The sequence below is a fragment of the Psychrobacter pygoscelis genome, from assembly GCF_004335015.1.
In the GTDB taxonomy this organism is placed as follows: Bacteria; Pseudomonadota; Gammaproteobacteria; order Pseudomonadales; family Moraxellaceae; genus Psychrobacter; species Psychrobacter pygoscelis.
The window spans coordinates 757,696-780,392 of the sequence record NZ_RQRU01000001.1; the positions used below are offsets into that span (position 1 = coordinate 757,696).

General features: G+C 43.5%; 16 protein-coding genes. 1 reads left to right on the plus strand and 15 read right to left on the minus strand.

Annotated features, from left to right (window positions below; all coding sequences use genetic code 11):
• Positions 1 to 156 precede the first annotated feature (156 nt).
• From EGV92_RS02975 to epmB, 5 genes are all read right to left on the minus strand, one after another.
• Positions 157 to 1,098, minus strand: coding sequence for an AAA family ATPase (locus EGV92_RS02975; protein WP_131668083.1), 942 nt, complete (start codon positions 1,096 to 1,098; stop codon positions 157 to 159).
• Between the two features lie 363 nt (positions 1,099 to 1,461).
• Entirely contained in the window at positions 1,462 to 2,070 is a 609-nt protein-coding gene (locus tag EGV92_RS02980; RefSeq protein WP_341352796.1) for a c-type cytochrome, read from the minus strand.
• A 4-nt stretch (positions 2,071 to 2,074) separates the two neighbouring features.
• Positions 2,075 to 4,162, minus strand: coding sequence for an EAL domain-containing protein (locus tag EGV92_RS02985; RefSeq protein WP_131667711.1), 2,088 nt, complete (start codon positions 4,160 to 4,162; stop codon positions 2,075 to 2,077).
• Positions 4,163 to 4,458: 296 nt separating this feature from the next.
• On the minus strand, positions 4,459 to 6,294 hold the full coding sequence (locus EGV92_RS02990; RefSeq protein WP_131667712.1) for a hypothetical protein: 1,836 nt from the start codon (positions 6,292 to 6,294) through the stop codon (positions 4,459 to 4,461).
• Between the two features lie 299 nt (positions 6,295 to 6,593).
• Entirely contained in the window at positions 6,594 to 7,601 is a 1,008-nt protein-coding gene (gene epmB, locus EGV92_RS02995; RefSeq protein ID WP_131667713.1) for an EF-P beta-lysylation protein EpmB, read from the minus strand.
• Positions 7,602 to 7,917: 316 nt separating this feature from the next.
• On the opposite strand from epmB, the gene efp reads away from it, so the two are divergent.
• A complete protein-coding gene (gene efp, locus EGV92_RS03000; RefSeq protein WP_131667714.1) occupies positions 7,918 to 8,490 on the plus strand; it encodes an elongation factor P in 573 nt (190 codons plus the stop codon).
• Between the two features lie 177 nt (positions 8,491 to 8,667).
• Here the strand turns inward: efp and EGV92_RS03005 are convergent, their stop codons facing one another.
• From EGV92_RS03005 to EGV92_RS03045, 10 genes are all read right to left on the minus strand, one after another.
• A complete protein-coding gene (locus EGV92_RS03005; protein WP_242678576.1) occupies positions 8,668 to 10,518 on the minus strand; it encodes a GAF domain-containing hybrid sensor histidine kinase/response regulator in 1,851 nt (616 codons plus the stop codon).
• Between the two features lie 140 nt (positions 10,519 to 10,658).
• Positions 10,659 to 11,474, minus strand: coding sequence for a tRNA threonylcarbamoyladenosine dehydratase (locus EGV92_RS03010; protein WP_131667715.1), 816 nt, complete (start codon positions 11,472 to 11,474; stop codon positions 10,659 to 10,661).
• A 129-nt stretch (positions 11,475 to 11,603) separates the two neighbouring features.
• Positions 11,604 to 12,683 carry a TatD family hydrolase gene (locus tag EGV92_RS03015; RefSeq protein WP_131667716.1) on the minus strand — a complete coding sequence of 360 codons (1,080 nt, stop codon included), beginning with the start codon at positions 12,681 to 12,683 and terminating at the stop codon, positions 11,604 to 11,606.
• Positions 12,684 to 13,103: 420 nt separating this feature from the next.
• Positions 13,104 to 13,247 (minus strand): hypothetical protein, encoded by a 144-nt coding sequence (locus EGV92_RS13875; protein WP_165525548.1) that lies wholly within the window; start codon positions 13,245 to 13,247, stop codon positions 13,104 to 13,106.
• A 272-nt stretch (positions 13,248 to 13,519) separates the two neighbouring features.
• A complete protein-coding gene (gspD, locus tag EGV92_RS03020) occupies positions 13,520 to 15,712 on the minus strand; it encodes a type II secretion system secretin GspD (protein WP_131667717.1) in 2,193 nt (730 codons plus the stop codon).
• Between the two features lie 170 nt (positions 15,713 to 15,882).
• Complete coding sequence (locus tag EGV92_RS03025) at positions 15,883 to 16,815, minus strand: type II secretion system protein N (protein WP_131667718.1); 933 nt, start codon at positions 16,813 to 16,815, stop codon at positions 15,883 to 15,885.
• Positions 16,812 to 17,618: a type II secretion system protein N gene (gspN, locus tag EGV92_RS03030; RefSeq protein ID WP_131667719.1), complete on the minus strand. Its 807-nt coding sequence runs from the start codon at positions 17,616 to 17,618 to the stop codon at positions 16,812 to 16,814. Before gspN ends, EGV92_RS03025 begins: the two co-directional genes overlap by 4 nt.
• Positions 17,619 to 18,356: 738 nt before the next feature.
• Entirely contained in the window at positions 18,357 to 18,680 is a 324-nt protein-coding gene (locus EGV92_RS03035; protein WP_131667720.1) for an H-NS histone family protein, read from the minus strand.
• Between the two features lie 1,129 nt (positions 18,681 to 19,809).
• Positions 19,810 to 20,394 carry a single-stranded DNA-binding protein gene (ssb, locus tag EGV92_RS03040; protein WP_131667721.1) on the minus strand — a complete coding sequence of 195 codons (585 nt, stop codon included), beginning with the start codon at positions 20,392 to 20,394 and terminating at the stop codon, positions 19,810 to 19,812.
• 50 nt (positions 20,395 to 20,444) lie between these two features.
• The gene (locus EGV92_RS03045) at positions 20,445 to 21,809 is read right to left on the minus strand and encodes an MFS transporter (RefSeq protein WP_131667722.1); all 1,365 of its coding nucleotides are present in this window, start codon (positions 21,807 to 21,809) and stop codon (positions 20,445 to 20,447) included.
• Positions 21,810 to 22,697: the final 888 nt, after the last annotated feature.

Sequence of the window (22,697 nt, forward strand, 5' to 3'; positions counted from 1 at the left end):
ATTTTTGACTGGATATAAAAAATGAAGACCACAGTCATAAATCAATGTGGCGCTTGCGGCAAAGCTAGCTAGCAACACTATCAGCGAGTTTATCAAGATATGAAAAGATAGAAGATTAAAAAAAGTGGCCTACACAATGTAAAAAACGTCTCTAAGCTATACCATGACCGGCACATCAGCTAAGATTCGCTGTGCAATCGTACTTTGGCTCTGGCCGCCGAGATGATGAAAGGGTATAAAACGCTGCCCTAAACGGTGATCGGCTACCGCAGCAAATACAGCTTGGATGTCCTCTGGTGTCACCTCATCATGGTCACTGATAAAGGCATGTGCTTGAGCTGCCCGCTGAAGCGACAATACGCCACGTGGTGATAACCCATGATAATCTTGACTGCTACGAGTTTTGGCGACCAACCGCTGAAGATAATCGATAACCACATCAGCCACATAGACCTGGCGAACACTTGCCTGAATCTCTCTTAGCTCCTCTGCGCTCATAACATGGTCAAGACTTGCCAGATAGCGTCGTCTATCTTCGCCTTTTAATAAAGCGCGTTCAGCAGCAGCAGAGGGATAACCGAGCGACAAACACATCAAAAACCGATCAAGCTGTGACTCAGGGAGTGGATAGACCCCTACTTGCTGAGCTGGATTTTGTGTCGCGATGACAAAGAATGGCTCAGGCAAGGCATAACTATGACTGTCTTGGGTAACTTGGTGCTCTTCCATGGCCTCTAGTAGGGCACTTTGCGTCTTAGGACTAGAGCGATTAATCTCATCAGCTAGCAAAATCTGAGTAAAGATTGGCCCTTTACGAAAGTCAAACTGCATATTGCTCTGATTATAGATATTCATACCCAAAATATCAGCGGGCAACATATCATTGGTAAATTGTACCCGGTTAAAGTCAAGGCCTAGAAGTTTAGCAAGCGCATGTGACAATGTGGTCTTACCCATACCCGGCAAGTCTTGCAGCAACAGATGGCCTTCTGCCAACAGACAGACCACAGCCAATTTGATCACTTGCGGCTTATCAAGTATCACTTGATTGAGGCGCTCTAATAACTGCGACAACTTAGCCCTATTCACAAACCCCATATTTGAGCTTATAGAGTCGGTAGAATGAGAGTTTACGGTAGATGAATTTGAGCGAATAGAGTTTGGATTCATGGTAATGTTAGACAACTTTGAGGGAGGGGCTAAAGCTAAAGAGGGACTAAATAAATGACAGGGATCGACTAAAATACACAATAAATTGATGCTTTATAGCGCACTCACAACTGCCAAAAAGACATATTAAAAGCAGCAGTAATACTAACTTTGTCACAGTTACTGCTACCATATAAGCCAATGATAACAAACAAGAGTATAACTTAACCACCGTTTTTAGATATATAAATATAGCTGGGATATTCACTAGCATTGAGGCACGGCTGGTTATGATGGTTTGGTCAGCCTCTTCTACTTATTCTCTTCTACGGGCGCTGGTACGGGTGCTTTTAGTGTCGATAAATAGGCGATAATATCAGCGCGCTCTTCGGCGTCCGGGATAGGGTCTGAGAGCATTTTTGTCTCTGGCAGTACCTTTGCTGGATCGGCAATATAAGCATCAAGGGTTTTGACATCCCAGACCCAATCCTTTGACTGCAATGCCTGACTATATTGATAGTCTTTTAATAGTGCTGCCGGTGCGCCATATATATTCATCAGCTGTGGCCCTTTTTTATTCAAGCCAGGCGTCAGCTGGTGACACTGAGAGCAATAGTCCTTAAATAACAGTTTGCCATTATCTGCATCACCCTGAGTGTAAGCTGGTAGGGTCGCTTCTGGTCTGTAGTCAGGAGGCGGCTGCTGACAAGCGCTCATCGCCAATGACAACAAACCCAGCCATAAGCTGCGGCTCACTGCGGTACGGTTAATAGTGAAGTTAGATAAATGTCTTTGACCATGGTCTGACCATTGATAATTTGATTTAGCGAGTTTTTTAGTGCCACTACCACTGATTTTAGTCAGACTACACTTTACGACGTCTTTCACTGCGCTGCGACCTTCTTGTAATGCATCATTCATAAATTTATGACTCTTGCGCTAGTATCATTGTCTTTGCCGGCTCTTGCAAATAGTACCCTTGCAGATAGCGAGCGCCCATGGTCCAAGCAGTGGTCATGGTCGCTGCATCTTCGATATACGGAATCAGGACATTTAGCCCACGCTCATTCGCTTTAGTAACCAAAGACTTGACAGTCTCGATACCGCTATCGTTACTCATCTCGTCCACATAGCCTTTTGCCAAATACACCATATCAGGATTAACATATTCAGCGGTTTCAATAGATTTGCTGGTCACGCCAAAGTTATGAATACTAAGCTGACAGTCGACATTACTTAACGCCGAAAACTGCTTTTTGGCAACCGCTAAATAGTCAACGACGTCTTGCTCATTGAACTGAATGGTCAAAGCACCTGCTGGTCCACCTACGGCTTTTATAAGCTGGCTGACCAAGCTAGCAAGACGACTGTCTGCTAATGAAGCACTACTAAGCGATACTAGCAGCCTACTCTCTGGATGCTGCTTACGCACTTCACTCAGCTGCTTACAAGCATTAATTAATACCCAGCGGTCTATCTTTTCAAGTAGTTGATGACTCTTTGCCACACTCATAAAGTCCTTTGGCAGCATTTGACTACCATCAGACAAAGGCAATCTTAGATATACTCCAAAGAAGTCGCTGCGGTCGGCATTAATATCATAGATAGGCTGGTACAGTAGCTCAAAGCGATTATGACTAATCGCATTCACTAGATATTCTGCTAACGCCTCATCATCACTATTCACATGTTGGCTAGGATCATACAATTGAATGCTATTACCAACATTTTTGGTCTCTATCATCACCTGATCTAGGGCATCCATCGCGCGTTCAATCACCGCCTCTTTGCTTGGGCTGTGTTTGTCGACCATTGCCATACCGATACTTACCGTGGTACTGGTTGTACGCTTGCCTACCTCAATGATTAAGTCACTGATTTTTTCGCGAATGGTATCCGCGCGCTGCTTAAGCTCCGCCTCCCCTATCGCCTCTAATAATACCGTAAACTTACTATCACTAAAGCGGCTGACAAAGCCTAATTCAAAATACTCATCTAGTGTATAAGCCACTTGTTTGACGACCTCATCCGTCCCCTGAAGGCCTAAGCTTGAATTGATCTTGCCGATATTATCTATTCGCACATACAGTAACGCAGCCTGCTTATCTTCAGCCTTAATTTGCTCATAAAGTGCAGCAAAATGAGTTTCAAAGCCTTGCCTATTTGCCAGTCCGGTCAGGTTGTCTTTACGCTGCGCTGCTGCTAACTGCTTGGCAAGCTCGGCAGCATTAGCGTTATTTTGCTGAATGATAATTTGGGTAACAGGCTCCCCCTCAAGAGTGGCAGCCGCCAGCTGTAATTTTGCCTCAAACGTCGTGTCATCTTTACGCCGACTCTCAAAGTTAAACTCTACTTGATCGCGGTTGCCCTTATCAAATCGACTTAAAAACTTTTTGAAGGCTTTGACGTTATCCCCACCTGCGATCAAATCAATGACGGGCACACCGATAATCTCTTCAGGAGAGTCAAAACCAAACATCGCCAGATAAGGGTCATTAGCAAATATGTGAATACCTTGATCAAGATAAGCCACAGCACTTTTGGAGTTTTTAATTAATATATTTGCTCGTTGCTCTGCCTCAGACAATATATTTTGTAGACCGGCAATCTGCCTGCGAGTCTTTAAGCTTTCGTGTAATATCCGAGTCGCTATCACGACTTTTACTTCATCCTCAGCAGGTAACGCTTTGATCATATTATTATCAAGGACGACAGGTAGTCCCTCGCTATTTTGCCCAGCTGAACTTGATGCATCCATGTCAAGACAGATCAGCGGTAGATCAATATTTTGCTCTTGGACAATACCCACAACGTCCGTAAATGTCATATCGTAAGCGCGACCAAACAATAAGACATCCCATTGATGGCGCAAACTTCTTAACAGTTCACTCTTTGCATCTAAGAACCCTAGGTTAATATCACTATAATAAGTAGACAGTAAGGAGACCAGATGTTCAGCGTAAAGCTGGTCACTATCGATAACCAAGAGATTTAGTGTCGTGTTAGTTGCCATAGTTTGCCTTAATTAGCTATATTGCTGAGTTATATATTTTAATAAGTATTGACCAAAATTATCCTAAGATAAAGTGATATGTTACCAAACAAATTTAAAAAATGAGTGCCGATTATACCTTTAATATCAAATTAAGGGCTGGTTATCTGAAACAACTTTATTAATCTAGATCAATCATCTAAATATTGACGGTCGCCATAGCCCTAGGCTATTTTAGTAAAATGCACACTCAAGAGGTGTGTTCACTTGTTAATGAGATACCGTCACTACAATAAAGCACGACTGCAGCACTATTGTCAGACTGAGGGGTGAGCGGCCCTAGCAATTTCATACTGATCTATATCATCGGTTCGAAGAATATTCTTTTGTAATACGAGCCGGTTCTGATGGCTACCAATTCGCAAGACAACCTGATCACCTTCCTTGAAAGAATATCGCGCCATAATGAGACTGGGCTTGGTGTTGAGATCAAGATCGCCTGCGAGCAATAACCCCGCCACAAAATTTTGCCGTCGTCCATCGTTGCTCTCTAAGCGAATACCGCAAGCAGTGACGTTCACTCCCAGCACCTTGCCCCCTGCTTCTAACTGCCCTTGACTGGTATCAATCCAACGAACGATGCCAAGCTCCCACCTGATAGGGGATGGCGCTCCATCACTTGACTGGGTTTCACTTGGCGTCTGGCTTTGAATGGCAAAAAGGCTCATGACTTGTAAGATTGGTACTGCTTCGCGATTAAGATCCAGTGCTTTTTTGCTAAAGTCTGAGTCTGAAAACAGCCAATTGGCTTCTGAACCATCTCTTAGCTGCAAAATATCAGCCGTCTCTTTTCCTCTTGCTTGATGGTCCATGTCAACGCTAGAAACTTGCTTGGTACGAAAGCGATAGCCCGAGACACTTTGATCAAGCAGACTCACCTCGACAATGATCTCCGAGGATGCTCGATCGGTTTGGACATAACCTTTAGGCTGACAGTTAGTCGGCAGCTCTTTTTGATGAATCAAATCGCCAAGCGAGCGTCCACCTGCGATATGGTAGTGAATTTGATGAAAACCAGTGAACAAGGTAGTAGCGTGACTTATTTTGCTTCTTGGCTCCGTTCGACGCTGAGAACTGAAATATTGGTGCTGTAAAGATAATAGTGCCTTTTCACTTAATCGCAGCTCAAGTAGCACCTCTCTTTGATCATTCGGCACTATCTGACTCTGCTGCTTTAAATAGTCCATTAGCGGTATCAATTCAATAAATAGACATTGATATTGGTCATCATAAGGGTTGATAGCAGTCGTCGGATTCAAATATTCAGGACCGGCATCACTACCGAGATTGACAAAGAACCGAGTCTTTGATTGTGGCAGGAGACTGGCTGAAATATAGCTGGACCACTTTGGCAAGATGCGATTAATGGCAATAATATCTTGGCGTCTGTAAGTCGCAAGGTTTAATAGCGCCGCCAGACAGACTTGGCAATATAACTTATGAATGCTAGACGCCTGCTTGGATAAGCTGTGACGACTCAAGTCAACATTGGCTATATCGCCTTTTACTGCCAGTAAATATAATTGATTAAGCTGCCGCCACACTATAGCTATCGGCTTTTGGTAAGCAAAAGCGAATTCTAACAACAGCTTTTGGTAGCTTAATATTTCTCCATAGATGGCAATTGCCAGATGATTCGATGGTACCTTAGGCCGAGCTAGCAGCTGTCGCCAAGAGGCTTTACGATTGGTCTCTACAGGCTCAGTGGACTCTTGAAGCCGCTCTACCACCCCATTAAATACCAAAGCGCTCAAATAATATAAAGACCTGACTTGCTCTGATGTTTGCAGCTGATCCGGATTTAATGGACCTATTTCATATTGATATGTATTGCGTAACTGCGCCGCCACACGCTCTATGACTATGAATAAATTAGTCATAAGCTTAAGGCGTTGGCTATCTTTTATTTGTGCCACTACCAACTCGCCCAAAGTTGTCTTTATTTGCACGCATTGTTCTAATACATCGTACGCACTCAAGTTATTGATCCACTCATCAATATACTTGCCATTTTGACCAATATGACGGAATGAAAGAGCTTGAAGCTTAGGAGGTTCTGCCAGATATTTTGTAAATGTAGACGGCGCTATCATAGGGACTCTTGGTATCCATTTTAGAGTAGTGGCTATCCTAAAAGCCAATCAATCGGTGAATAGCTAATTGAGGCTGTAGAATCGCCATTTTAAATACTACTACCCTACCGAGCCTCTGATTTATAAGCAATACCTTAAATCTGTTAATACGACGGCTTATCATAGTCACTGCTATGGGTAGCCATGCCTTAAAGACCACTAAAAATACCCCCTAGCCAGTCAATATGTACCGATCACTGGCTAGCGGCTGTTAAATCGGATTGACTATAGCGACAATGATTGACAATAATTCGACAATATTAATCCGCTTGGTAAATATCAATGGGGGTTTTAAAGGCGAAGTTTGGCAGCTCACGGACCAACTTAGGCACTAGATATCCCGGTAACTTACTTAATAGCTGCCAATAAAGAGTAATGGCTTGCTGCTCATCACAGTCAAAATGCGCAGCACCCGCTACTTTATCCAAAACATGCAGATAATACGGCAATACCCCAGCAGCAAATAGGCGATGGCTTAATGCCACTTGCGTCTCCACCTGATCATTGATACCTGCCAGCAAGACTGTTTGATTTAATAAGGTAACGCCGATTTGTTTGAGTCGCTGTAAATACTGAGCCGTATTATCGTCAATCTCATTAGCATGGTTACAGTGAATGACCATCACCAGTTGGCAACGGCTTTGGGCCAATCGCTGCAATAACTCTGCATCAATACGCTCTGGTATCACCAAAGGTAGCCGTGTATGTAAGCGGATGGTCGTCAGCTGAGGTATAGCTTCAAGACAATCTAGCCAAGCAAATAGTCGCCGGTTACTGATGCTCAGTGGGTCGCCACCACTGAGTATAACCTCATTAATATCAGGGTTATCGCTGATATAATCTACGATAGCCTCTTGCTCTTTACTCGTTGGTAGATTAGCACCATAATCAAAATGTTGGCGAAAGCAATACCGACAATGGATTGCACAGGCCCCGGTAATGGTCAGGAGCACCCGCGATTGGTATTTGTGCAGTAGTCCCTTGATTGGGTTGTGCGCATTCTCAGCCAAAGGGTCTTGAGTATAGCCACTGACACTGATTTGCTCCTCCGCTGTGGGCAGTACTTGGCGTAGTAAAGGATCATTGGCATCACCAGCCTGCATCTTGTTGACGAACGCTCGCGGTACTCTAAGACCAAAGTTATCTGGCACGATGACTGATAGCTCAGAGCGCTCTAACTTAAGTAGGCTTAATAATTCATCTACTGAGGTAATGGCAGTGGATAATTGCGTTTGCCAGTTTTTTTGTGTGATTAAATGGTTTATCATGGCAGCCTAAATGCGTTTAAAAATCGTCATTATATAGACCAGTCATGCGATAGTGAACCTAGCATTACTCTGACTTGTAGATACTGAGCTAATCTAGCGGCATTTGAGGTACTTAAGCTTAATATCGTTACCAACCTATAAATTAAGGTAGAGACTAGCGGCTTATAAAAGGTTTACCGTTGACCTCAATATCGACGTGACAATACTAAGGTTAGGAAGATGCGTGAAGCGTCGCTATCACGCAGTAACGATGACGATGGCGCAGGGTTATATTGGATGACCGGCGCCTCTCAAAATTGAAAATTAGGAGTGTAGTGTGGCAACTTTTTCTACCAATGAATTTAAAGCAGGCCTCAAAGTAATGCTCGATGGCAACCCCTGCTCTATCATCGAAAACGAGTTTGTAAAGCCAGGTAAAGGGCAAGCGTTTAACCGCGTTAAGCTACGTAATCTTCGCACAGGCAAAGTACTAGAGCAGACTTTTAAATCAGGGGATAGCTTAGAGGCAGCCGATGTCTTAGACACCGAGATGAATTATCTCTATAACGATGGCGAGTTTTGGCACTTTATGCACCCAGAAACTTTTGAGCAGTTGCAAGCTGATGCCACCGCCATGGGTGATACACCGCAATGGTTAAAAGAAAATAGCAATGAATTATGTACGATTACGCTATTTAACGGTGTGCCATTATCTGTCACTGCACCAAACTTCGTTGAATTAGAAATTACTGAGACTGATCCTGGCGTGCGCGGTGATACCTCTGGTGGTGGCGGCAAACCTGCTACTCTAGAGACCGGCGCTGTAGTACGAGTTCCTCTTTTTGTACAGCAAGGAGAAGTGGTACGAGTAGATACGCGAACTGGTGATTATCAAACTCGGGTAAACTAAGCAGCCACTGAACCTAGGCTGTCTTACTTTTTGATTGATAGTTCTGACTGGTAATAATTGTTGATATGACAATCATTACCAGTTTTTTTATGCGCATTTTATGCTTTATGATAGCTTTTATGGCTTGTCTTTTATAATCTGAAGTTTAGAAGACGTTAAATTGAGCAGACGTTGAATTTAAGAGACATTGCTATCTTGCGCTTCTTTTTGCTTTCGCCCGACAGTAAGCCAGTACTGAATCAATGCGTTAAGCTGCTCTTTATTAAAGGGTTTAGTACAGTAGTCCTGCATCCCCGCTGCCAAGTATTTGTCACGCTCACCATCCATCGCATTAGCCGTCAGGGCAATAATTGGCGGTAGCCTATCCTGACTATATTGCGTATAAAGCTGCTGAGTCGCCTCTACCCCATCTAATATTGGCATATGATGATCCATCAAGATAATATCATAGCTATCTGGATTAGCCGCAAAAGTCTCAATGGCTTTCTTACCATCTGTGACATGGGTCACACGGTGACCACCAAACTCCAAGGCTTTTTTGGCAATCATGGCATTGACGGTATCGTCTTCTACCAACAAGACATGACCAGTATGCTTAGGAGCATCATTCGCTGTCTCTGGCAAGCTATTATTAGCGGTTGTACCTGTATTCGCGCCACTACTAGTGCTTGAATCATCAGCTAAATCTTTCAGTATCGGCTTATCGTTTGCACGCGGGTCTGGTGCGTCTGCCTGAAACTCAGCAGCCGTTAATAATGGTAATGGCAGCAAGATAGTGAATGTTGAACCTTCTCCAACCTGACTGTCTACCCAAATGTGACCGCCCATATGACTAACCAGCGCTTTACACACTGACAGTCCTAATCCAGTACCGCCATATAAGCGATGTGTCGATTGATCCGCTTGATTATACGCATCAAATATGGCGGCTAGTGACTCAGCTTCAATGCCCACCCCAGTATCATTCACTTGTAAGCATAAGGTCATCTCATCCTGATTTATGCTATCGGCTACCACACCTTCTTTAAAAAACCGCTGTTCGGGCTGCTCTGATATCGGAGTGACAGAGATATAAACTTCACCACCATCATCTGTAAATTTGATAGCATTATTGACCAGATTGGCCAATATCTGCTTCAACCGTACAGGATCGCCCTTTACAAAGGGTGTTAGCGTCTCTGAATAACGGTAGCTCAACTGTAGATTGCGCTTATGTGCTTTACTCTTAAAGAGCCTAATAACTTCCTCACATAAGTCAGCTAAGTTCATTGGCACAGCGTCTACCGTCATCTTTCCTGACTCAACCTTAGATAAATCCAAGATATCATTGATAATAGCCAATAGGTGCGTCGTCGATTCCTGAAGGTGACAAACATAGTCTTGCTGCTCAGCCGTCAATGGCGTTTCATTAAGCATGTCAACCATCCCAATGATGCCATTCATAGGAGTACGAATCTCATGACTCATATTGGCTAGGAATTTCGACTTCATGATATTGGCTTGCTTAGCCAAACGTTGATTCTTTTGTAGGCGCAGGGCATCACTTGCAATAACCGCGAATTTGGCCAACTGCGCGGCTTTTTTATGACCAAAGTCATAGCGAGGTTGGGTATCGAGCAGACACAAGGAGCCTAGACGAAAGGTTTGGTTATCTTCAAACAATAAAATAGGTGCGCCCGCATAAAAGCGCAAAAAAGGCGCGCCCTTCACCAGCGGATTATTAGCAAAGCGCTCATCTTGACTTAGATCATAAACCATGAATACATCGTCTGATAGCACGGTGTAGTTGCAAATAGCGGCTTCACGGGTGGTCGTACATGTATCCCCTAGACCATGCGGTGATTTGAGATACTGGGTGTTCTCATCCATAAAGGTGATTGTCACCATGGGCATGTCAAAGAATAACTTCACCAGCTCAGTTAGACGCTCAAAAGCTGGATCGTCATTATTATTTAAGACTTGATACTCGTGAAGTTTGGCAATGCGCTCAGCTTCATTATTGGCGACAGGATAAGTGAGTGTGCCCAAAGGGACCTCCTAAATTAATCTTACAACCTCATAAATGGCGCAAACAATACATCGCACATCTGATATTTAACAAGGCTCATCAATACAAAAGTAACGATACAGAAACCAGCAACCTAACTTACTGAACTAAGTTACTGACTTTACTTACTAATAATCTTCAGTGCTTCACTAACCATAATCATAGCCACTACCGAGGTGACCGCCACTGCTGAGCCATAGCCACCACAGTGAAGGCCACCGACTGGACATTCGCTCTTTGCCTTAAGAGTAATCGGTGGCTGGATCGAGTAGACACAGCGAATACCAAACTTATCTTTTAGCTCAGTATTGATACCCTTTTCATGACGCAGCTTACTACGTAGCCGTGCCAGCAGAGGGTCTTGAAAAGTATCTTTTAAGTCGCTAACCGTGACTTGTAGCGGGTCGGTCTTTCCTCCCGCCCCACCAGCGCAGATTAACTTTAACTTATGAAAGCGGCAATGGAGGGCAATAGCGAGCTTAGCAGCCATATCATCAACGCAGTCAAGTATGACGAGCTGCTGACCATTGTCACGCGCTTGTTTAGCACTGTGCCGACTGGGCAATAAGGTAGCGACATTATCAGGGGTCAAAAAGTCATCCACTAAATTTAGTGTGACATGGGGGTTAATCTCGCGAATTCTCTGCGCCATTGCTTCAATCTTACTTTGTCCAAAGGTGCTGTCCAATGCTGGCAGCTGCCGATTGACATTAGAGGCGACGAGGATATCTAAATCAATGAGGGTAATATGACCAACGCCTGTCCGAGCCAGACCCTCTGCGGCCCAAGAGCCCACGCCGCCGACGCCTATTACCACTACGTGAGCGCGCTCAAACGCCGTTAGCCCCTCAGCGCCATATAGACTTTGCGTACCTTGAAAGCGGCGCTGGTACTGAGTGTTATCTTCTGTCGATGTGTTATCGGCAATTACTGACATGCGAAGTTCTAATCCTGTTATCGCTACCTTTTACTGACCACTAAAGATAGGTTAATTTATAATCTATTCAATCAAAGTCGAGGCTAATATACGCTTTGGTCCGTAGAGCAGCTTAAGTCATCGCTATGGTTAATCCAGTGGATAATGCCACGCTACTTTTAAAGCCTCACAGCTATTTTGCCATAGTTGCTGTGCTAGAGTATCTAAAGGGACAGCAAGCAGCTCACTCAAAGTGGCTAAAACATATGTTAAGTGCGCGGGAGTATTACGCTGAGGGTGAGCTACCGTATTTAAGCTGTTAGCCCCGTCGCTCTCATTACTCAAGACGTTCTCATTAGTGCTTCGCGACTGCTCATCACTCTGATCGATAAGGGGAAGCATATCTGGGCAATCTGTCTCGATGACCAGACACGACAACCCATAGCTATCGACAGCAGCGCTAATGGCCCGCCGTAGTTTTTTAGCATTTGGATTAGTGACTTGACCGGTGACCCCCAACTTGAATCCTAGCTTTACAAAGGCCTTGGCTTCTTGCTCACCACCACTAAAGCTATGAGCAATGCCACCGAGTTTATGGGCATCGTAAGCATGATTTTTAAGAATTTTTAGACAGTCTGCATGCGCTTTTCGAATATGCAATAACACTGGTAAACCATGTGCTACCGCCATATCTAACTGTGATATAAAATAGCGTTTTTGCTTCTCATACACACTAGGCTGCTTCATCTGCGCGGTATAGGTATCCAACCCAATCTCTCCAATCGCTATAATATCTGAACGCTGGCTAAGCGTAGTCGCTAGATACTGCAAATCGTCTTCATCATGCGATTCGATATAAAACGGATGTAACCCTAGAGCAATATGCGCTTGTAGCCTGTCTTGAGGTTGGCTTTGAAGGTCATGTTGAGGATCGTATTGAAAGTCGTATTGAGTATATTGTAAACAACTATCTTGAGTATTGTTGCGCAGATCAGCTACTGCGACCTTTGCCGTGCCTTTTGAGTTAATCTCTGCCTGCACATCATACAGCCGTGAAAAATACTGCCGAACATACCCAATCAATAATAGATGACGCACACCGACTGACTGTGCCTGCGCCATCTGCACTATTCTATCAGGCAAAAATACAGGGTCATCAAAATGCGTATGGGTATCGATGAGCGGATAGCACCCCTCATAAGGTGGAGAGACAATTCGGTTAGCAGTCATTATTAATCATAGTGATTATGGATAAGCAGATAGGTGAGAATTTAAGACTAAGATATCTTAAATGCGTAAATCATGTAAATATTCAAAGTGATTGGCAAGCTAAGTATCGATAGTGAGCGAAGAATAAAGTAATAATAGCAATTATGCTACCAAAGTATGATGATTAAGGCCTATTTAATCAGCCTCAACGCTAAGCGAGAATCATACACAAAATATTATTAAAAAAACCGTTAAATAACTACCTTAAAAGAGTTTTGATAATACGTCAACCAACCACATGCTCCCCAATATCACCTTTAATTTCAAACCCATATAGCCGCCGCTATCCTATTAATAAGGCAAGCGCAAGTTTAATAAGGCAAGCGCAAGTTCAATATAGGTAGCAATAAGCTTACTAGACTTATTCTACTTGTTAGCGCACTAGGACGCTGATTTGTCCTCAGCAGATTTTGGCTGTTTAGACTTTGCTGACTCAATGTCTTGCGACTGCTTGCTGCTGCGTCTTGGGATCAATAATAAAGCCGCAGCGACTAATCCAAGCTTTAACCAACGCTTTTTAACCATGCCATTCTCCTTACTAGAAAGCTAGCGCCTATCAGAAAAGACGTCATGCAAATAAGCCCCACTGACGGCTGGTCACTCTTCATCTGTTCACTATTTATATTGCAGCTTCATTATAAAAACAATACAGCGGTACTGCGATGAATTTGTCGCAGCCTCTATCTTCATGCCCGCAGCAAGCCAGAAAAATTTATACCAGTTGCGCATCAGATTACGATGACTCTGTTTTATTCAGACTCAACTATACTAACAATGATGCTGCAAAGCTTACCGCACTACTGCGTAACCTGTGTAAAGCCCTGTGGTAGATTTTTTGGGGTTTGGTCAGCCTTTGGTACCAGTGGGTTAAGTGGCATGAGTGTGTAATTAGGATTAACTTGGTCACCCCAGCCTTGAACCCCTGACAGGGGCAGCTGCTTGATCGTGCCGTTTTTATCGATGATCAGCTGCATGGTGCGCATCTGATTATAGCGGCGCTCTGTCACGCTAGCTACCGCGCCGCCATCACGTAATATAGTGGGCTGCAAAAATATAATTAAGTTGCTTTTATCAGTCTTAGTACTGTCTGAGCGGAACAATCGACCCACGACAGGAATATCACCTAGTCCGGGGACTTTTTGATTGCCATTGGTGGTGTTGTCACGCATCAGTCCGCCCAAGGCGATGGTTTGCTGATCATCGGCCAAAATAGTGGTGTTGATTAGGCTTTTATTGGTGACAAGGCCAGTACTATTGCCCGTCGAGCCATTGACCACAGACGATACCTCTTGAGAGACCTCTAAGCGCACAGTACCATTTTCACCGATATGCGGGATGACATTAAGGTTAATACCGACATCTTGGCGATCAATCGTCTGAAAGGGATTGGTCGATGAGTTACCACTGGTGGTATAAGAGCCGGTAACAAATGGTACATTTTGTCCCACGAGGATACTGGCTTTTTCGTTATCAAGGGTCAGGATAGAAGGCATCGATAGCAAGTTAGCGCTGGTAGTAGAGTCTAATGCTTGCAGTATCGCCCCATAGAACCGGGTATTGCCATTACTGTCGTGACTGCTGTCACCTATACCCAGCAATGCACCTGCGATAGACCCTGCAGCACTACTAATCCCTGATGTCGTACCGCTAAGTGCGGCGGCGGCTAACGCTGTGGCACTGGCACCGGCGTTATTAAAGTTGACAACGCCATAGCCGCTGTTGGCATTACCCAGCGCCCATTGAACGCCAAGCTGCTTGGCATCGTCGCCTGAGACTTCTACGATAGCAGCTTGAATCAGCACTTGTGCGCGGCGGGTATCGAGCTGATTGACGGCCTCTTCTATCTCAATCATCAGCTCTGGTGGCGCATTAACTATCACAGCATTTTGTGTCTCATCAGCAATAATACTAAATGGCTTCTGTCCACTACCCGTCGTACCAACACCTTGTGAGCTGGCCGGACCCGCCGAGCCTGAGTTGACCACCTCATTGCCCACGTTAGTGGTCAAGGCAGCAGAGTTGGCGCTGCCATCCGTTAGCGATGCAGACTCCAATGTAGAGACTGCGCCAGTGCTATTTAACGACTGATTGGACAGTAGTCCCCTGAGCATATCCGCAATATGTCCTGCACTAGCATACTTAAGCCGGAAGACCCTTAGACCACTGAGCCGCTTAGATGGCATTGTGTCTAGCTGATTGACCATGCTCTCAACTTTGGCAATCATCTCTGGGCTACCTTTGACCAGCAACCTGTCACCTGAGGGGTCAGCAATTATCTTGAGCTGATTGATGCCTTGATTATTAGCAGCATTGGTCATGCCCGTGAGGGCACTAATCAGATCCATCATTCGCTCTGCATCGACATGACGTAGCGGAATTACGCTCATAGTGTCGTTATTGTTACTGTCTAGATCACGAATTAGCGTGGTCAACTCATTGAGACTATCAGCGCGATCAGATAGTACGAGGGCATTGATGCTAGGAACAGCGGCTGCATGTGCCGATTGCGGCATCAGCGGCCGGATTACCGTTAGTATTTCAGCAGCTTGCGTATTGGTCAGATAGAGCACTCGCGTGGTCAGTGCCTCACCACTACTCTCGCCTGTCAAATCTACCGCAACGCCCGACTGCTTAGCGACATTATCCGGCACCAACTTAATGGTACTGCCAGTATCAATAGCAGCGATACCATTGACCTGCATGACACTCAAAAAAAGCTGATAGATTTCGGCTTTGGACAAGGCGCGATTAGATATGACAGTGACATTGCCATTAATCCTTGGGTCTAAAACAAAGTTTTCATCCGTAATGGTGGCGACTTCATTAATAAAAGCCTTGATATCAGCATCTTGCAAGTTTACTTTCCAGCTCTCAGCGTGTACCGCGCTTTGCGAAACCAGCCAAATTGGTATCGCCATTAACACTGGTCGCGACCATCGTAGCGTTAGGCTAACTGCCCACACACTGCCTTGTAACAACCGATGACGCATATAATGCCCCGACGTATCAGTAGAACACTGTAAAATTTTATGCAAACTTAGCATGGTAATTATGACCCATTATTTATGTTTATCCGCCTTAACCTTGTGCTAATGACTGCCAAGTAGAGAGAGACGTAATCGAATATCACAGTATATTTAATATCATTGATGATAGGACGCTAAAACTGCTGACGAATCGTAATCACTTGATCGCCGCGCTGCACAGCAATTTGCGCCTCACCAGATTGCTTGATTTGATTAAGAAGTGCCGCATCTTGACCAGGGTTACTACCTACGCTCTGACCATTGACTGACAAGACTTTATCGCCAGGTTCAAGACCCAGTCTGTTTTTTATGTTAGCAGGCATAGCATCAGTAACTTGATAACCCTCACCCGTTGCCATCACGCCCATCCGGCTCAAATAGCTGGCTGGATTTTGTTGTAGCGCTTCTACAGCCTCAGTGATAGCAGATTGCGGATTAGCGTTTTCTGAATTACCTTCGGCTATTGGTTGAGCGGACTCGAGAGTCTCTGATGGTTGAGCCTCCTCTAATGGCTGAGACATTAAAGGCTCGTCATCAATACTCAGTCGCTGATTACTAATCTGACCTGCCGGCGTTTTAGCAGCTACTTGTCCTTGGTCCAAAGCCAATGGCTCTGTTAAGGTAATCACTACCTGCTGCGCTGAAGAATCTTCTAGTATCACCTCATTCCACGATACCGCAATAAGCTTATAGTCGCTGTCATCAAGCATGCTGCCTATCCGATAGTTTTTTACCGAACCATTGACGTCTAGCATAGCCGCTGAGTTGCTTTCTGGACTAGCGAGCATCACCCCTTTTAGTGAAACGTTCGGTGGCGGTTTAGCGACAGGGGCGACAGGAGCAGGCTGTTCAAATATCATAAAACTACTGGCATAGTCGACCGGACTGCTGGTTGCTTGTAATGGCGCAATAGGCAGTATTGGCGCTTGCGGCGGTGCTAATAACAGCCATAATAACCGCGCTATTGCCCAGCACAGCCAGCCTATTGTCAGTAGCAATAACCAACCTGATAGGCGGTTTAACCAGCCCACTATCGGCTTTAATCGAGGCGCTATCGCAATAGTCATTTGCTCACCCCTTGCGCTGAAGATAGACCAGATAATAATGGCTGACGTACACTAACTACAGGAGTATCCTGTGGTGCTTCGCCTTTATACTCTGGCATATTTTCTAATAAACGCTGGGTAAGATTAACATCTAACATATTATCCGTATCTAAATAGAAGTCACCTAGACGCTTGTCTTGATTATTCAATAAACTGGCATGCAATAGAGACTTCTCACCTTTTTGTTCAGCGCTTAGCTCTGCTCGCATTGCCGGCAGTGTAATCTGATAGGTCTTATTACCACTTGGGTAACCAAGCTCACCACCTACCCATGTTAGCTGACCATCTGCCTGAACGAAGCCGCGCTGCTGTTCACTATCTAAGCTCAGAGCATTTACCTGAATAGGCGCATCAGGCAGCTGCCAGTCAACCACCGCTGCTAAGGTATCGGGACTGATCTTGCCAGACATATCTGCGACCGACCAGCCGCTGCGACCGATATTAACATCTCCGTTTAAGCGAGTACTCTTGCCTGAGGTCACAGTAACCTCAGCACCAAGACGACCTATCAATAGCTTCCAAGGCTGCCAAGTCCAGTCAACAGCTCCACTCAAAGCGGACTGTGCTTGAGGCACTTGCCAGATCGCTGAACCCTGCCAAAGATTGCCAGACACGTGCTGTAAATAAGGTGAATCTGGCGCATATTTCTGCACGATCCACGCCGCAGGCATTTGTACCAAAACGCAGCCGACCAATAATACAGCACCGATAAGCCACCATAGCTTTCGAGGACGCTTTTGAGACGGGGAGGAAGCCGCAATCACAATATAATTACTCTACTTATCAAGGTCACACACCATTCTTTATCATTATTCAGGTAACTATCGTCAGCCCTATTTAAAACTGGTACGTAAAACAGTATTTGGTATAAATTTACTGGCTAGAAGTCATAAGATGACTAAGGCAAGTGTAAACTCATCCCAACGACTTTGTGGCAAATCTAAAATGGATGGACTATAGCTTGAAAATATAGCATGAAACATTCTTAGTTTTACAACAATCTAGGACAATCATCCGATTATGCTCCTCATCTTTGCGCGCTTCACTTTTAGCAATAGCATCTTAATCAGCAGTGAATCAATGATATGCGCTGATTATCAATAAGATGTGACACGATAGTGAATTTATGAAGGAAGCATTAACACCAAAAAGAAAGCGCTAAAAGAATGTCAGTCGCTACTTCTAAATACATCAATAAAACGCCATTATCATAACAAACAATGAGCCAAAGGTGACAAAAAAAAGCTGACACCTTTAAATAAAAGGTGTCAGCTCAATAAAGCCTCAAATAGACTGATGGTTAGATTGCTTTAAAACCGCCACCTCAAACCACTGTCAGTAGCATAAGGCATGGCTTGTTATTTTCCAGCTTGCTCTATTATGGCACTGACTAAGGTAGACTCAGTATGCATCCTACAACCAAATAGCGACATGGGATGAGGGGCAACCTTAATTAAGAGCAAGTTTGGTTAAGAGCAACCTTACCGTTACGTAAATATTGGCTAAATGGCAAAATCTTCTAGCGATTGACCTTGATCAAGCGCATTGACTAGCCAAGTTGGTTTACGGCCACGGCCTGTCCAAGTCTCTTCACTATTTTTTGGATTGCGGTATTTAATGCTGCGTTTTTTCTCAAGCTGCTCACCGGCTTTCAAGATTTCATCAATACTGGTGTTGCAAGACTCTGCAATCTCTTCAAACTTTTCAAACGCATCATATAGACGCTGATGTTGCTTTTCAACGATAAGTTGCTGCGCATTTTTGGTGATGGCCATTAACTCATCAACATCCAACGCTTCTAAATCTACTGGACTCTTCTTAGACATAATAACCTCGGTAATAAAATATATAAATGGAAAGGAATAACCTACCTTCTACTAGAATCTGACTATTGTCTTACTAATAAGAAAAATAACCAAGCCGCTATTTTATGAAAAATCTTCATAAAAAGAGCGATATTTAATAAAAAACTGACTATAGTATGGGGAAAAAGATAATGAATAAGCCAATCATTTTATAATGCTAGCATAAAAAGCTTGCCACTCTAGCAACAGATCACCCAAAAGAATAGTTTGGGTGATATAAAGATTACAGAATGCTACAAAATGATACGAGAATTCGCAACCAGCTTCATCGATTACTTTTAGACATAGCGAATCGTAACACATAATATTAATAAAAAGAAATTTAATAGTTTTAAACGATATCATTTAAAAGGCAGTATTACTTTAATTTTAATCATAGCAGGTGTAATATCGTTATCCGTCTTTGGAATTTTAGTATTTATCTATACTATAAATTAAGATAGATTTTATTTATCAATAAAAATCTATAGTTAATAACTTTGTATTACATTACTTTAGTTTTGTTTTGGTTTAGATAGCAAAACTCTGCAAACAATATTAAGCTAATGTTGAAGAAATTTTGTAGATTTTGTATTTCCTTGCTTAAAGCAAAACTATTCATTATAGGTGGTTAGGCTGATACAGTATTAAAGGTGATAGTCTCGTTTTAGCTAGGCTATATCTCATATATATTTGTAGCTTTGTTGCTCGTGCTGTCTCAATACTACTGAGCTTTATTCCACTATGGTAAGTTTATTATAAAAATAATACCGCTATACTGGCATGAATTTTTTGCAGCCTCTGTCAGTGCACCAACAACCAACCAAAAAATTTAGACCAGTGCTGTATCCTAATATAGCGACTCTATTGTATTTAGGATCGGCTACAACCCCATCTCATTACGCAATACACAACAATCTAGTCATCATCTTTAGCTGCTAAAGATGCAATCTTTGCCATGCGTGGTCAATGATTTCTATAGTTTATTATTCTTTATACATCACGGCCTGACACAACAAAACCCCCTTAACGAAGGGGGTTTTTAAAATAACAACAAACCAAAAAAGCTCAGTCAAGCGAGTAGCCCTTATGGGGTGTAGAAGTCGCAGATTTAAAATGGAATATCATCATCTACAGGAGCGTCTGACATTGGCATCGCATTACTAGGCTTGCTTGCATTACCTTGACCTGGCTGCGGTGCAGTGTTGCTACTGAAGCTATTTTGGCTGCCTTGGCCGCCCTGATTATTATAAGATTGAGAGTTATTCTGAAAGCCGACTTGACCTTGATTGCCACCATTACCACCGAAGTGATTCTGCGGCGCAGATTGAGGGCTTTGATAGCCTCCTTGTCCACCGCCACTAGGGCTGCCTAACATTTGCATGTTTTCTGCGCGAATTTCGGTAGTATAACGGTCTTGGCCGTTTTGATCTTGCCATTTACGTGTGCGCAGACTACCCTCAATATAGACTTGGCTACCTTTGCGTAGATATTGAGCGGCAATCTCACCGAGACGATTAAATAGTGCTACACGGTGCCATTCAGTCGCTTCACGCTTTTCACCAGACTGCTTATCCGTCCACTGCTCAGAGGTTGCTACTGAGATGTTAGTGACGCTGCCCCCGTTGCTGAATTGACGCGTCTCTGGATCATTACCTAAGTGACCAACAATAATAACTTTATTTACGCCGCGCATATTGAATCCTTATTAAAATAGATTTGAATTCTACTTTACCCAATTTATTATCAAATATCTAGCACTGTGTCAGTGAGTTGCGACAACTGTTGACGTGAAGTGTCCGTCAGCCTTTGTTTATCAAGTTTTAAATAAGCAACTTGCTCTGATGCCATGACCACAATGTCATCGACACCATCGATATTCATGATTCGCTTTGACCATGACTGAATATCTGTATTATTTGGAATTTTGAGTGTGGTACTGCTTAAATAAGGTGGCTGACGAATCGGGAAGATCAATGCCAGTGCTATCGCCATTACTAACGCCAAAGCACCCCATGCCAGTAGTGTGCTTTGGGTCAATAATAATCCGCCCATAGCGCCACCCACAAAAGCCCCAAAGAATTGACTTGAAGAGTTGAGACCCATTGCAGTGGCTTTATTGGCAACAGGGGCTTTTTTAGATATCCACGACGGGATAGTCGCTTCTAGTAAATTAAAGCCAATAAAGTATAGCCCAAGACCAATAATTAACCCTACCCCAAGCTGGCTATCGAAGGCCAAAAGACCAAGAGCAGCAGCCATGAGAGCTATCGCCGCTAAAAAGACCTGACGCATTTTTTGCCGTTTTTCCGCGATGATAATAAACGGTAGCGCAATAGCAAAGCCAACAATTAACAGCGGCATGTACACATACCCTTGCTGACGCACGCTTAGCCCCAATACGTCTGACAATTGCTTGGGCACGATGACGAATATGGCAGTCATCGTCAGGTGCAAAGCAAAAATGCCCAAATGCAACCGATTAAGATCGCCAATAGCCAATACCTCTTTTAGCTGTTGAACGATGGATTTATCCGCCAAATTATGGGTTAAAACACGAAGCGGCGTAGGAATAAATGCCAGTAGTAGCATGGCACAGACCGCAAAGGCGGCAGTTAGCCAAAATAATCCAGCAATACCAAGACTCGCCACCAGCATCGGCCCAATCGCAAAGGCCAGCATGATTGAGGTCGCAATAGTCAGGCCCATAGTCGCCATTGCTTTGGTACGAACCTGCTCCCGGGTAAGGTCTGCTAACAACGCCATCAAGACCGCCGATACAGCGCCGCTGCCCGCTAAGGCGCGACCAATAATCACTTGATAAATATTGTCTGCAGTCGCTGCTAAAATACCCCCTAAAGCAAATAGTATAAGCCCGAACAAGATCATTGGCTTTCGCGGAAACCGGTCTGCCGCCAGACTCATAGGGATCTGAAAGATAGCTTGCCCTAACCCATAAATCCCCACTGCTAGACCAATAAGAAATGGCGTCGCTTGGGCATAATCACTGCCGTATACAGAAAATACTGGCACGATCATAAACAGTCCAATCATTCGTAGAGCAAAAATACCGCCCACGCCTGCAATGGCTCGTTTTTCAATACTATTCATGATAGCGCTCTCTTAATCACTCAAAAATGTCTCATTATAAGTGATTATCAAAGGCTATGTATGCCTCGTTGACTTAAGAGTTTTATTTCACAAATATGTCTTAGCAGATTGCGTTCCTAGACTTGAATTTAGCAGCAATCGTAACCATTAATATCAAGTTCAAGTCAGTATTGGCGCGCTAAAGTGCAGTACTCTTGTACCCCTTAACTTGACATTTATTTGATGACTCAATTTGAGACCTGGTTTTGGTAACTGGTTTTGATATCTGGTGTAGAGCAGTATACTTTGGTAATAAAAAACCACCTTAGAAAAAGTGACTATCGTTCAATACAATAGATTTTCTAATGTTCAGTTTGTCTTTAATTTATTGTTCGTTAGAAATTCTTAACACTTATCGACCGTAACGGGTAAATATACGATTCACTTATTAATAGCTTTTCACGCTTTTAATTATATTTGTTTTCGTTTCATCATTTATTAAATAATGCTTATCAATCATTGTCTGTATTAATAGTTAATGATTAATATAAACGACATCTAGAATGCAGTATTGATCTACGAGCGGTATTAATAAGTAAGATAGCTACTTTGCAGAGTCGCTTTATAGAGTCAATTCTAAGTAAAATAGAGTGGCTGTATTATGCTATCGCACTGATATAAATTTTTCTGACAAGCTACGCACATACCGACAGACACTGTAAAAACTCATCCCAATATCTATATAACCGTTTTGCTGTATTGTTTTTATAATGAATCTACCATAGATTTGCAGGCAGTTATAGGTAATAAGAATCGTTCTTATTGACACTGATATTAATAGTTTTTATAGGGTTATTTATCATAAACCCAGTAGCCAATCCCCTAGTCAAAGCTATAATAAAAAGCGTT

Bases quoted from the DNA above. Each gene is read 5' to 3' on its own strand.
- EGV92_RS02985 (WP_131667711.1), bottom strand. From the start codon at position 4,162: ATGGCAACTAACACGACACTAAATCTCTTGGTTATCGATAGTGACCAG.
- EGV92_RS03015 (WP_131667716.1), bottom strand. From the start codon at position 12,683: ATGACTGCTAACCGAATTGTCTCTCCACCTTATGAGGGGTGCTATCCG.
- gspD (WP_131667717.1), bottom strand. From the start codon at position 15,712: ATGCGTCATCGGTTGTTACAAGGCAGTGTGTGGGCAGTTAGCCTAACG.
- EGV92_RS03025 (WP_131667718.1), bottom strand. From the start codon at position 16,815: ATGACTATTGCGATAGCGCCTCGATTAAAGCCGATAGTGGGCTGGTTA.
- EGV92_RS03035 (WP_131667720.1), bottom strand. From the start codon at position 18,680: ATGTCTAAGAAGAGTCCAGTAGATTTAGAAGCGTTGGATGTTGATGAG.
- ssb (WP_131667721.1), bottom strand. From the start codon at position 20,394: ATGCGCGGCGTAAATAAAGTTATTATTGTTGGTCACTTAGGTAATGAT.
- EGV92_RS13875 (WP_165525548.1), bottom strand. From the start codon at position 13,247: ATGGTTAAAAAGCGTTGGTTAAAGCTTGGATTAGTCGCTGCGGCTTTA.
- epmB (WP_131667713.1), bottom strand. From the start codon at position 7,601: ATGATAAACCATTTAATCACACAAAAAAACTGGCAAACGCAATTATCC.
- EGV92_RS02980 (WP_341352796.1), bottom strand. From the start codon at position 2,070: ATGAATGATGCATTACAAGAAGGTCGCAGCGCAGTGAAAGACGTCGTA.
- EGV92_RS02975 (WP_131668083.1), bottom strand. From the start codon at position 1,098: ATGGGGTTTGTGAATAGGGCTAAGTTGTCGCAGTTATTAGAGCGCCTC.
- EGV92_RS03045 (WP_131667722.1), bottom strand. From the start codon at position 21,809: ATGAATAGTATTGAAAAACGAGCCATTGCAGGCGTGGGCGGTATTTTT.
- EGV92_RS03010 (WP_131667715.1), bottom strand. From the start codon at position 11,474: ATGTCAGTAATTGCCGATAACACATCGACAGAAGATAACACTCAGTAC.
- EGV92_RS02990 (WP_131667712.1), bottom strand. From the start codon at position 6,294: ATGATAGCGCCGTCTACATTTACAAAATATCTGGCAGAACCTCCTAAG.